Origin of the sequence: Streptomyces sp. NPDC051738, from assembly GCF_044453205.1 — a bacterium.
Taxonomy (GTDB): Bacteria; Actinomycetota; Actinomycetes; order Streptomycetales; family Streptomycetaceae; genus Streptomyces.
Window position 1 is genome coordinate 183,727 of the sequence record NZ_JBITCM010000001.1, and the last position, 13,626, is coordinate 197,352.

The window sequence follows — 13,626 nt, forward strand, 5'->3', positions numbered from 1 at the left end:
CGATCTCCCATGGAGCTGAGACGACGTGACGACCGACGAGAACCAACTCCGCCAGTACCTCAAGCGTGCGGTCGCCGACGCCCGCGCGAGCCGCAAGCGGCTGCGCGAGGTGGAGGAGCGGGAGCAGGAGCCCATCGCGATCATCGGGATGGCGTGCCGCTACCCCGGCGGCGTGCGCTCCCCGGAGCAGCTGTGGCAGATCGTCGCCGACGGTGTCGACGCGGTGTCGCCCTTCCCCGAGGGCCGTGGCTGGGACGTCGACGACCTCTACGACCCCGACCCGGAGGCGGTCGGCAAGTCGTACACGCGGTACGGCGGGTTCCTGCACGACGCGGACCTGTTCGACCCGGAGTTCTTCGGGATGTCGCCCCGCGAGGCGCTGGCCACCGACCCGCAGCAGCGGCTGCTCCTGGAGACCGCGTGGGAGGCGTTCGAGCGGGCGCGGATCGTGCCGGAGTCGGTGCGGGGCAGCCGTACCGGAGTGTTCGTCGGGGCGATGTACAACGACTACGGTTCGCGGCCCCATCTGCCGGCCGAGGAGTTCGAGGGCTACCTGTACGGCGGCAGCGCGGGCAGTGTCGCCTCGGGCCGGCTCGCCTACACCTTCGGGCTGGAGGGGCCGGCGGTCACCGTCGACACGGCGTGCTCGTCCTCGCTGGTCGCCCTGCATCTCGCGGCGACAGCGCTGCGCCGGGGCGAGGCCGATCTGGCGCTGGCCGGCGGAGTGACGGTGATGTCGACGCCCACCTCGTTCGTGGAGTTCTCTCGGCTGCGCGGGCTGTCGCCCGACGGCCGGTGCCGGTCCTTCGCGGCGTCCGCCGACGGCACCGGCTGGGCGGAGGGCGCAGGTCTCCTGCTGCTCGCCCGGCTCTCGGACGCACGGCGCGAGGGCCGCCCCGTGCTGGCCGTGATCAAGGGATCGGCGATCAACCAGGACGGTGCCAGCAACGGGCTGACCGCACCCAACGGTCCCGCCCAGGAACGGGTGATCCGTCAGGCGCTCAGCAGCGCGGGGCTGTCACCGGCCGACGTAGACGCGGTCGAGGCGCACGGTACGGGGACGACGCTCGGCGACCCGATCGAGGCGCGGGCCCTGCTCGCCACGTACGGCAAGGACCGGCCCGCCGACCGGCCGCTCTGGCTGGGCTCGCTCAAGTCCAACATCGGACACGCGCAGGCCGCGGCCGGCGTCGGCGGCATCATCAAGGTGGTCGAGGCGATCCGCCACGGGGTCCTGCCGAGGACCCTGCACGCCGACGAGCCCTCCCCCCACATCGACTGGGACACGGGGGCGCTCGCCCTCCTCACCGAGCCCCGCGCCTGGCCGGACACCGGACGCCCCCGCCGCGCCGCCGTCTCGTCGTTCGGCTTCAGCGGCACGAACGCCCACGTGATCGTGGAGGAGGCGACGCAGGACACGACGACGGAGGCCGATGAGGGGGCCGACGGTGGGGCCGGTGAGGTCACCGCCGGGAAGGGCGAGGGATGCCCCGCGTGGGCTCCACGGCATCCCGCCGAAGGCGAGGACTCCGCCTGGCCCGGCCGCCCACTGCCGCTGGTCCTGTCCGGCAAGGGCGAGCGCGCTCTCGCCGCGCGGGCCCGGCAGTTGCTCGACCTCCTGGCCGTCGGCGAGACCGCTCGGGTCTCCGACGGCAGCCCCACCGCCGTCGCCGACATCGCCCACGCCCTGGCCACCACGCGGGCCGGATTGGACGACCGGGCCGTGGTCGTCGGTGCCGATCTCGACGCGCTGACCGCCGGGCTGGCCGCGCTCGCCGACGGGCACGGGGCTCCGAACGTGGTGCGCGGTGGTCGTGCGGGGGCGTCACGGGTGGCGTTCGTGTTTCCCGGGCAGGGGTCCCAGTGGGCCGGTATGGCGGCCGAACTGCTGGACGCCTCACCGGTGTTCGCGGCAGCCATGGCCGACTGCGGGGCGGCGCTGGCACCGGTCACCGACTGGGATCTGATCGAGACCGTACGGGCCCGCCGGCCGCTGGAGCGGGTGGACGTGGTCCAGCCGACGCTGTGGGCGATCATGGTGTCGCTCGCGGCGGTGTGGCGTTCCCACGGGGTGCGGCCCGCCGCCGTGATCGGCCACTCCCAGGGGGAGATCGCCGCCGCGTGCGTGGCCGGCGCGCTGTCCCTGGCCGACGGCGCCCGGGTCGTGGCTCTGCGTGCCCGCGCCATCGCCGAGGACCTCTCCGGCCGGGGCGGCATGATGTCGGTCGCGCTGCCCGAACCCCGCGTGCGCGAACTGATCGACGGCTACGGCGGCCGGGTCGCGGTGGCCGCCGTCAACGGCGCCGCGTCCGTGGTGCTCTCCGGTGACGCCGACGCCCTCGACGAACTGCGCGAGACGGTCGTGGCCGACGGCGGCCGCGCCAAACGCCTCCCGGTGGACTACGCCTCGCATTGCGCGCACGTCGAGTCGATCCGTGAGCGGCTGCTGGCCGACCTGGCCGGCATCGAGGCCCGCCCCTCCGAGGTGCCGTTCTACTCCACTGTCACCGGTGGCCTGTTCGACACCACCGGTCTGGACGCCACGTACTGGTACACCAACCTGCGGCAGAGCGTGCTGTTCGAGCCGACCACGCGGACCCTGCTGGACGGCGGCCACGGTGTCTTCGTCGAGTGCAGCCCGCATCCGGTGCTGCTGCACAGCATCGAGGAGACCGCCGACGCCGTGGGCACGGCCGTCACCGGCGTCGGCTCGCTGCGCCGCGACCAGGGCGGGCCCGACAGGGTGCTGGCCGCGCTGGGCGAGGCGTTCGTGGCCGGGGTCCCGGTGAACTGGCCGGTGGTGTTCGAGGGCCTGCCGGTGCGCCCCGTCGAGCTGCCGACGTACCCGTTCCAGCGCGAGCGGTACTGGCTGGAGCAGTCGGCGCCCACGTACGCGACAGGCCCCGGCCCCTCGGACCACCCCCTGCTGGGTACGGCGGTCACGGTGGCCGGCGCCGACGAGGTGCTGTTCACCGGCCGGATCGCGGCGGCCGCCCAGCCGTGGCTGTCCGGGCACACCGTGTCCGGCACCGCCGTGCTGCCGTCGGCGGCCCTGGTCGACGCGGTCGTCCGGGCGGGCGCCGAGGTGAGCTGCCCGGTGGTGGACGAACTGGCCGTGCGGGCCCCGCTCTCCGTCCCCGACACCGGTGAGGTCCCGCTCCAGGTGCGGGTCGGCGCACCGGACGACTCGGGCCTGCGCCCCGTCACCGTGCACGCCCTGCCGGACCCCGACGCCGGGGAGTGGGCGGAGCTGGCCTCCGGGACCCTGCGCGCCGAGGACGGCGAGGCCGCCGGCCTCGCGGGGAGCGCCGACGGCGTCGAGGTGCGGCTCCCGGAGGAGTACGCCACCGACGCCGGCCGTCACGTCCTGCACCCGGCGCTGCTGGAGGCCGCGCTCGCGGTGGACGGGGGCGAGCCGTTCGCGGTCCGCTGGCGCGGGGTGCGGCTGCACGCCCCCGGCGCGACGGCCGTACGGGCCCTGCTCGCCCCGGCCGGGGAGAGTGCAGGGGAGGCCGCCGCGGCGGAGGGGGCCGTGTCCGTCGTGCTGACCGGCGCGGACGGGGCGCCCGTCGCCACCGTCGACTCCGTCGTCCGCCGCTCCCCCGAGCCGTCGGAACTCATCGGCGGCCCCGGCCCGCTGCGGGCCCTGCACCACGTCACCTGGACGCCGCTCACCCCCCGCGGGTCGGGCCGGCCGGTCGTCTGGGCGGCCCTCGGGCGCCTGCCGGACGAGGAGCCCGATGTGTCGTACGCGGCACACCGGGCGTACGACGGCGAGTCCGGCGTCCCCTACCACGAGGACCTGGCCGCGCTCGGCCGTGCGGTCGAGTCCGGTACGGCGGTCGACGCCCTCCTCGTCCATCTCCCGGCGGCCGGCAACGACACCGAGGTCGTGGACGGTGTGCACTCGGCGACCGGGAGGGCGCTGGCCCTGCTGCGGGCCTGGCTGGCCGACGAGCGGCTGGCCGCGACCCGGCTGGTGCTGGTCACCAGGGGCGCGGTGGCCGCCACGGCCGGCGAGGTGCCGCACCTCGACGCGGCGGCGGTCCGGGGCCTGGTGCGCTCGGCGCAGTCGGAGAACCCGGACCGGATCGTCCTCGTGGACTCCCCCGGCACGGGCGCGGACGCCGGGCACGTCCCTCCGGCACTCCTGGCCGCCCTGCTCGCCACGGACGAACCGCAGGCCGCCGTACGCGACGGCCGGCTCCTGGTGCCCCGGCTGCACCGGGTCGCCCGGGCCGACACGGTCGACGGCACGGCCCCCCGCTGGCGCCCGGACGGCACGGTCCTCGTCACCGGCGGCACGGGGGCGCTCGGCGCCGCGGTGGCCCGGCACCTCGTCGTCGAGCACGGGGTCCGGCGGCTGCTGCTGGCCTCCCGCCGGGGCGAACGGGCGCCGGGGGCCGAGGAGTTGCGTGCCGAGCTCACCGGACTCGGGGCCGAGGTGCGGATCGCCGCGTGCGATGTCGCCGACCGTGACGCGCTCAAGGCGCTGCTCTCCGAGATACCGGCCGAGCACGCGCTGACCGGGGTCGTGCACGCGGCCGGGGTCCTGGACAACGATCTGCTGACGGCGCTGACGTCCGATCAGCTGGATGCGGTGCTGGGCCCGAAGGCGGACGCCGCGTGGCATCTGCACGAGCTGACCCATGAGGACGAGCTGACGGCGTTCGTGCTGTTCTCCTCGGTCGTGGGCGTGTTCGGCGGTCCGGGCCAGGCCAACTACGCGGCGGCCGGGGCCTTCCTGGACGCGCTGGCCGAGCGGCGCCGCGCCGAGGGCCTGCCGGCGAGTTCGCCGGCCTGGGGGCTGTGGGAGGTCGAGGGCGGGATCAACGCGGGGCTGACCCCGGCCGACCGGTCCCGTTTCGCCCGCGACGGCTTCGTACCGACGAGCACGGCCGGGGGACTGGCACTTTTCGACGCCGCGCTGACGGTACGTCACCCGGCGCTCACGGCCGTGCCGTTCGACCTCGCGGCCGTGCGGGCCTCCGGCGGCCCGGTTCCGCCGCTGCTGCGGGCCCTGGTGCCGGTGGCCGACCGCCGCCCGGAGCGGACCGGCGCCGAGGGGGGCGTGCCCCTCGCGGAGCGGCTCGCCGGGATGGACGCGGGCGAGCGGCGGGAGTTCGTGCTGGACCTGGTGCGCGGCGAGGTGGCCGTCGTGCTGGGCTTCCGCGACCCGGCCGCCGTCGAGACCCAACGGCCCTTCCAGGAGCTGGGGTTCGACTCGCTCACCGCTGTGCAGCTGCGCAACCGGCTGGGCGCGGTCATCGGCATCCGACTGCCGGCGACCGTGGTGTTCGACCATCCGACCCCGGCGGCCCTCACCGCGTTTCTGCTCGCCGGGCTCGAGTCCGGGGAGGAGCCCGCCGAGCGATCCCCGCTCCTCGCCGAGCTCGACAAGCTGGAGGAGATCCTCTCGACGGCCGGCGACACCGAGAACGCCGGTACCGCCGACGCGGACGAACGCGCCGCCGTCACCGTCCGGTTGCAGACGATCCTGTCGCGCTGGATGGACGCCTGGGGCGGCACGCCCGGCGACACCGGCCCGGCGGACCCGCTGGAGTCGGCCTCGACCGACGAGCTCCTCGACTTCATCGACAACGAGCTCGGCCGCGCGGGCAGCTGATGCCCCGCGCCGAACCGTCGTCCCGCACGCCCCCGGTGTCCGCACCGCTGTCACTGCCGTCCCCGAGAAGATGTGAGTTGTCCCATGGCGGATGAGAAGAAGCTGGCCGACTACCTGAAATGGGTCACGGCCGACCTGCGGAAGGCACGCGGCCGCATCGCCGAGCTGGAGTCCGGACGGCTGGAGCCGGTCGCGATCGTCGGCATGGCCTGCCGCTACCCCGGCGGGGTGGCCTCGGCCGACGATCTGTGGCGGCTGGTCTCCGAAGGCCGGGACGCCATCTCGGAGTTCCCCGCCGACCGGGGCTGGGACCTGGAGGGGCTGTACGACGCCGACCCGGACACGCCCGGCACGTCGTACACCCGCGAGGGCGGGTTCCTGGACGGCGCGGCCGACTTCGACGCCGCGTTCTTCGGGATCTCCCCGCGTGAGGCGCTGTCGATGGACCCGCAGCAGCGGGTGCTGCTGGAGACCGCCTGGGAGACCTTCGAGCAGGCGGGCATCGACCCGACGGGGCTGAAGACGTCCAACGTGGGTGTCTTCGTCGGCGCGGTGGACCAGACGTACCTCGGTCTGGAAGGGCCCGAGGAGTTCGAGGGCTATCTGATGACCGGCAAGCTCAGCAGTGTGGTCTCCGGCCGGGTCTCGTACTCGTTCGGGTTCGAGGGTCCCGCCGTCACGGTGGACACGGCCTGCTCGTCGTCGCTGGTCGCCCTGCATCTCGCGGCGCAGTCCGTGCGCAGCGGGGAGTCGGCGCTCGCGCTGGCGGGCGGGGTGACGATCAGTGGTACGCCGGGCGGGTTCGTCGACTTCTCCCGGCAGCGGGGCCTCGCCGCCGACGGCCGGTGCAAGTCGTTCGCGGCCGCCGCCGACGGGACCACCTGGTCGGAGGGCGTGGGGCTGCTCCTCGTGGAACGGCTCTCCGACGCCGTACGCAACGGACATCGCGTCCTGGCCGTGCTGCGGGCCACCGCCGTCAACCAGGACGGCGCCTCCAACGGGCTCACCGCACCCAGCGGCCCCTCCCAGGAGCGGATCATCCGCCAGGCGCTCGCCGAGGCACGGCTGGACGCGGCCGACGTGGACGCGGTCGAGGCGCACGGGACCGGCACCCGGCTGGGCGACCCCATCGAGGCGCAGGCCCTGCTGGGCACGTACGGCGCGGCCCACCCGGCGGAGCGCCCGCTGTACCTGGGGTCGCTGAAGTCCAACATCGGGCACGCGGTCGCCGCGGCCGGGGTGGGCGGCGTCATCAAGATGGTCCAGGCGCTACGGCACGGGGTGCTGCCCAGGACCCTGCACGTCGACCGGCCGACACCACTGGTCGACTGGTCCGACGGCGCGGTGGAACTGCTGACCGAGGAGCGCCCCTGGCCGCACACGGGCCGCCCGCGCCGCGCCGCCGTCTCCGCGTTCGGGGTGAGCGGCACCAACGCCCACGTGATCATCGAGCAGGCCCCCGAGCCGACGGAGGCACCGGCGGACACGGCGTCGGACGCCGGCGCCCCCGCTCCCCCGGTCCCCCTCCCCGCCATCCCCTTGACCCTGTCCGCGCGGACGGCCGATGCCGTGCGGGCGCAGGCGGAGCGGCTGGCCGAGTTCGTCGAGCGGCATCCCGAGGTGTCGGCCGAGGACGTGGCGCACGCGCTGGCCACCACGCGGGCCGGGCTGGAGCACCGGGCCGTGGTGGTGGGCACCGATCGCGCCGGACTCCTCGCCGCGCTGAGCGCGTTCACTCCGGACGCGGTGGCCCCGGCCCTGCCGCGCGGCGCGACCGGCACGGGCAGGCTGGGCTTCCTGTTCACGGGGCAGGGTGCCCAGCGCGCCGCGATGGGCCTCGAACTGCACGCCGCGTTCCCGGCGTTCGCCGGAGCCTTCGACGAGGTGTGCGCGCACCTCGACCCGCTGCTGGACCGGCCGCTGCGCGAGGTGATCGCGTCGGGCGACCGGCTCGACGAGACGGGTTACGCGCAGCCCGCGCTGTTCGCCGTCGAGGTCGCGCTGTTCCGGCTGTTCGCGTCCTGGGGCGTACGACCCGACCTGCTCGCCGGGCACTCGATCGGCGAGCTGGCCGCCGCGCACGTGGCGGGCGTCCTCACCCTCGCGGACGCGGCGGCCGTGGTGGCCGCCCGGGGCCGGCTGATGCAGGGCCTGCCGAGGGGCGGGGCGATGGTGGCGCTGCAGGCCACGGCCGAAGAGGTCGAGCCGCTCCTCGCCGGAGCCGGCGGACGCGTGGGCGTCGCGGCGCTCAACGGCCCGTCGTCCACGGTGGTGTCCGGCGACGAGGAGGCGGTCGCCGGGATCACGTCCACGGTCCGCTCCTGGGGCCGCGCGACCAAGCGGCTGGTGGTCAGCCACGCGTTCCACTCCCCCCTGATGGAGCCGATGCTGGAGGAGTTCGGCCGGGTCGTGCGGGGCGTGACCCTGAACGCGCCGGAGATCCCCCTGGTGTCCACGGTCACCGGCCGCATCGCCACCGAGGCGGAACTGCGTTCGCCCGACTACTGGATCCAGCAGGTACGGCAGCCGGTCCGCTTCGTGGACGCGGTCCGCACGCTCGCCGAGCGGCAGGTGACCACCACCCTGGAGCTGGGCCCGGCCGGGGTGCTCACGGCGATGGTCGACGACTGTGTGTCCGGCGTCGGTGCCGTGACCTCCGTGGCCGCCGTACGGTCCGGCCCGTCCGAGCCCATGGCCGCGGTGACGGCGCTGGGGCGGCTGTGGAGCGCGGGCGTGCCTGTGGACTGGTCGGCCTTCTTCGCCCCGGCCGGGCCGCGGCGGCGGGTGGACCTGCCGAGCTACGCGTTCCAGCGGAAGCGGTACTGGCTGGAATCCGGCCCCGCCGAGGCATCCGGGCGTTCCGGGGGCGCGGCCGGCCATCCGCTGGTGGACGCTGCCGTAGAGATCGCCGGCCGCGACGAGCTGGTCCTCACCGCCCGGCTCACCGCCCACTCGGCCCCGTGGCTCGCCTCGCACACCCGGCACGGCGAGGTCGTACTCCCCGTCTCCGCACTGCTGGACGTGGTGGTCCGCGCGGCCGACGAGGTCGGCTGCACGACCGTGCACGAGCTGACCGTACGCGGCCCGATCGTTCTCCCCGAACGCTCCCGTGTCCGTGTCCAGTTGACCGTGGGCGCGCCGGACGCCACGGGCACCCGCGCCTTCACCGTCCACACGGGCGCCGACGAGGACCACCCGGCGTGGACCGTCGCCGCCTCGGGGACCCTGAGTCCCGCCGGCCGGGAGACCCCGTTCGAGCTGGGGGCGTGGCCGCCGGCGGGCGCGGAGGCCCTGGGCGCGGCCGAGGGGGAGCGGCCGGTGTACCCGGGTGTCTCGGCGGTGTGGCACCGCGACGGGGAGCTGTTCGCCGAGGTCGCGCTGGACGAGGACACGGACGTCGCCGGGTACGGGCTGCACCCGGCGCTGCTGGAGGCCGCCCTGCACGGCACGCTGCTCGCGGCTGGACGGGGCGGGGTCGTCGCGGAGGTACGCGGGGCCCGGCTGCACGCGGTCGGCGCCGCCGCGCTGCGAGTACGGCTGACCCCCGGTGCGGAGGGCGGCTGGGCGGTACGGCTCGCCGACCCGTCCGGGCGGCCGGTCGCGTCGATCGCCTCGGCCGTCACCCGCCCGGTCGACGCGGCCGAGGTCGCCGTTGCCCGGTCGCGTCCGCTGGACTCGCTGTTCCGGGTCGCCTGGAACCCGGTCGTTCCCAAGGGCCGGGACCGCGCCGCGCTGGCCGTGCTGGAGACGGGCAGCGGGGACCTCGGGTTCACGGAGGTCCGCAGGTTCGCCGATGTGGACGCGGCGCTGGACTCGCCGGTCCCGTTCGACGCGCTGCTCGCCCCGTTCGTGTTCGCGCCGGGCGGTGATGTGGCGGCGCGGGCGCAGGAGGCGACACAGCGGGCGCTGGCCCTCGTCCGGTCGTGGCCGTCGGACGAGCGGTCAGCCGACACCCCGCTGGTCGTGGTGACCCGGGGCGCGGTCGCCACCGGCCGGGGCGCCGACCGGGGGGCCGGGGTGTCCGACCTGGTCGCCGCCCCGGTGTGGGGTCTGCTGCGCTCGGCCCAGTCGGAGATGCCCGGCCGGTTCCTGCTGGTCGACCTGGACGACGACCCGGCGTCGGCGGAGGCCCTGCCCTCGATCGTCGCCTCCGGCGAACCCCAGGTCGCGGTACGCGGCGGCACGGTGTTGGTCCCGCGTGTGGCCCGCCTGGCGCCGGCCGCTGACGAGCCGGCGCCCACGCCCTGGCGGCGCGACGGCACGGTCCTGATCACCGGCGGTACGGGCGCGCTGGGCGCCCTCTTCGCGCGGCACCTCGTCCAGGAGCACGGGGTGTCCCGGCTGCTGCTGGTCAGCCGGAGCGGCCCTGCGGCCCCCGGTGCGGACCAACTCGCCGACGAGCTGGCCGAGCTGGGCGCCAAGGTGATGATCACGGCGTGCGACCTGGCGGACCGGGAGGCCCTCGGCGCCCTCCTCGCGACCGTCCCGGCGGAGCATCCGCTCACCGGGGTCGTGCACACAGCCGGGGTGAACGACGACGGGATGATCGCGGCCCTGACCCCCGAACGACTGGCGGCCGTGCTGCGCCCCAAGGTGGACGCGGCGTGGAACCTGCACGAGCTGACGCTCGATCATGATCTGTCGGCGTTCGTGCTGTTCTCGTCGGTGGCGGGTCTCGTGGGCGGTTCCGGCCAGGCCAACTACGCCGCCGCGAACACCTTCCTCGACGCGCTCGCCGAGCACCGCGCCGCGAGCGGACTGCCCGCGACCTCGCTGGCGTGGGGCCTGTGGGACGCGTCGGGCGGCATGGGCGGCGCCCTCAGCGAGGCCGACCTGAAGCGGATCGCCCGGACCGGTCTGCTGCCGGTGACCGAGGAGCACGGCCCGGGTCTCCTCGACGCCGCACTGCGGCTGGGCCGACCGGCGCTCGTGGCCACCCCCCTCGACGTGGCCGCCCTGCGCGCCCGCCCCGCCCAGGTCCCGATCGTCCTCGCCGGTCTGGCGCGGACACCGGCCCGCCCGTCCGCCCGGGACGACGCCGCGGGCACGCGGTCGCTGGCGCAGCGCCTCGACGGGTTGCCGGAGGAGCGGCAGCGGGAGGTCGTGGCGGAGTTCGTGCGCGGCGAGGTCGCCCTGGTGCTCGGGCACGGCGACGCGTCCGCGATCGGCGCCGACCGGCTCTTCACCGAACTCGGCTTCGACTCGCTGACCTCGGTGGAGCTGCGCAACCGGCTCGGCGCCGGGACGGGACTGCGACTCTCCGCCTCCGTGGTCTTCGAGCACCCCACCCCGGCCGCGCTGACGAAGCACCTGTGCGCCGAACTGCTCACGACCGCCCCCGAAGCCGCCCCCGCCACCGCCGCCGTGGACTTCGCGGCGGAGGTGTGGCTCGACGACGACGTGCGGCCGGCCGACGAGATCAGCCGGGTCTGCGTCGACCCCCGCGAGATCCTGCTCACCGGCGCGACCGGGTTCCTCGGGGCGTTCCTCCTGCGCGACCTGATGCGCTCGACGCGGGCCCGTGTGCACTGCCTGGTGCGCGGCGCCGACCAGGCCGACGCCGAACGGCGGCTGCGAGCGAACCTGGAGTGGTACGAGGTCCTCGACGAGATGGACCCGGACCGGATCTCCGTGGTCGTCGGCGACCTCTCCGCGCCCCGGCTGGGGCTGACGGAGGACGAGTTCGACGATCTGGCGCGCTTCGTCGACGTCGTCTACCACGCGGGCGCCACGGTGAGCTGGCTGCGGCCGTACACCGAGCTGCGGCGGTCCAACGTGGACGGGACGCGGGAGGTGCTGCGGCTGGCCGCCCGGCACCGCACCGTGCCCGTGCACCACGTCTCCACGAGCGGTGTCTTCCCGGCGCCGGCGCCCGGCGCCGAGGGCGTCCCGGCGAAGGTGACCGACCCGACGGGCCCCGCCGAGGAGCTGTGGAACGGGTATCTGCAGAGCAAGTGGGTCGCCGAGCAGGTCATCGGGAGCGCGCGGGAGCGCGGGCTGCCGGTCGCGATGTACCGGGTGGACGTGGTCTGCGGCGACCAGCAGGCCGGTGCCTGCCAGACGAAGGACTTCGTCTGGCTGAGCCTGAAGGGCCTGCTTCAGGTGGGCGCGGTGCCGGACCGGCTCGCCGGGTCCTTCCACATGGTGCCGGTGGACTACGTCAGCGGGACGATCACCGCCCTCGCGACGCGGGAGGAGGCCGCGGGCGGCACGTTCCACCTGTTCAACGAGCAGGACCAGGCCTTCGCCGACTTCGTCGGCCATCTCCGGTCGTACGGCTACGAGTTGCCGGTCCTGGACTGGGACAGCTGGCGGGAGCGGGTGCGGGCCGACCGCGACAACGCGCTGGTGCCGCTGCTCGACGCCTTCGAGGCCCTCATGGCGGGCGACGGCCGCGCGACCTACCCGCCGCTGGACGTGTCGGAGACGGAGCGGGCGCTGGCCGGCACCGGCATCGAGTGCCCGGAGATCGGGCGCGAGCTGTTCGAGACGTACGTGCGGTTCTTCGAGCGCACCGGCTACTTCCCGAAGGCCGGCGCCCACCTGGTGCCGGCGGCCGGCGCATGAGCCGCGCCCCCTTCGCGCGGCTTCGGATTTCTACACAGTGAGGAGCGACAACCGTGGGGACAGCTGAGCGGGACCGCGCGATCGTGCTGGGCGCGAGCATGGCCGGGCTGCTGGCGGCGCGTGTGCTGGCGGACACGTACGACGAGGTCGTCGTGGTGGACCGGGACGAGCTGAGGGACGACGACCTGCCGCGCAAGGGCGTGCCGCAGGGCAACCACGTCCACGCCCTGCTGGCGCGTGGCCGGCACATCATCGAGGAGCTGCTGCCCGGCATCACCGACGAGCTGATCTCCACCGGCGCGGTGACCGGTGACGTCACCGGGAATGTGCGCTGGGTCATGGAGGGGCAGCGGATGCCGCGGCCCCACTCGGACATGCTGCTGCTGTCGATGAGCCGGCCGCACCTGGAGCAGCGGGTACGGACCCGGGTGCGGGCGTTGCCGAACGTGTCGTTCCTGCACCGGCACGACATCACCGGGCTGCTGACGTCGGAGGACCGGCGGACGGTCGTCGGGGTGTCGGTGGTGGAGGGCGGCCGGGCGCGCGAGCTGGCCGCGGATCTGGTGGTGGACGCCACCGGGCGACGCTCCCGCACCCCGGCGTGGCTGGCGGAGCTGGGTTTCCCGGAGGTGGAGGAGGACCAGCAGCGGATCGGGGTCGGTTACACCACGCAGTACTTCCGGCTGCCGCCCGAGCTGATGGGCGACGACATCTCCATCGACGTGGTGGCCTCGCCGGAGACCGGGCGCGGCGCGATCTGCGCCACCATCGAGGGCGGCCGCACGGTGGTGACGGCGTACGGCTTCCTCGGCGACTACCCGCCCCATGACTCGGAGGGGTTCCTCGCGTTCCTGAAGTCACTGTCGGGGACGGACATCTACGACACGGTGAAGGACCACGAGCCGCTGGGCGACCCGGTGGCGTACCGCTTCCCGGCGAACCTGCGCCGCCGCTACGAGCTGATGACCTCGTTCCCGGCCGGGCTGCTCGTCCTCGGCGACGCGGTGTGCAGCTTCAACCCGGTGTACGGGCAGGGCATGACGGTCGCCGCCCTCGGTGCCATGGTGCTCCGCGACCATGTGTCCCGGCCGGGCGCGCCGCGTGCCGAGGAGTACTTCGCCGACCTCGCGGAGGGGGCGGTGGACGCGGTGTGGTCGATGACGACCGGCGCCGACCTCGCCTTCCCGGGCGTCGAGGGCGAGCGCACCGAGGAGTGGCGGGAGGAGCAGGCGTACGTGGGGATGCTCCTGGAGGCGGCCACCCGCGACCACTCGCTGCTGACCGCGTACGCCCGCGTGGTCTTCCTGGTCGACCCGCCGGAGGCGCTCGTCGCCCCGGAGATCCAGTCGGCCATCCGCGCGGCGTCCCCGGACGCCCCACTGGTGGCCGAGCCCCACTGACCCTTCGCCTCCGGCTTTCCCCGGACCTCCCCG

At 75.1% G+C, this 13,626-nt stretch carries 2 protein-coding genes and 1 pseudogene; all 3 read left to right on the forward strand.

Annotated elements, in window-relative coordinates; all coding sequences use genetic code 11:
- Positions 1-64 precede the first annotated feature (64 nt).
- Positions 65-5,626 (forward strand): annotated as a pseudogene (locus tag ACIA8X_RS00780) (SDR family NAD(P)-dependent oxidoreductase); the annotation flags it as partial.
- Positions 5,627-5,710: 84 nt separating this feature from the next.
- Complete coding sequence (locus ACIA8X_RS00785; protein ID WP_399457479.1) at positions 5,711-12,193, forward strand: thioester reductase domain-containing protein; 6,483 nt, start codon at positions 5,711-5,713, stop codon at positions 12,191-12,193.
- Between the two features lie 53 nt (positions 12,194-12,246).
- Complete coding sequence (locus ACIA8X_RS00790) at positions 12,247-13,593, forward strand: NAD(P)/FAD-dependent oxidoreductase (RefSeq protein ID WP_393449427.1); 1,347 nt, start codon at positions 12,247-12,249, stop codon at positions 13,591-13,593.
- Positions 13,594-13,626: the final 33 nt, after the last annotated feature.

Excerpts from the sequence above, each read along its gene's own strand:
- ACIA8X_RS00785 (WP_399457479.1), top strand. The coding sequence starts at position 5,711 with ATGGCGGATGAGAAGAAGCTGGCCGACTACCTGAAATGGGTCACGGCC.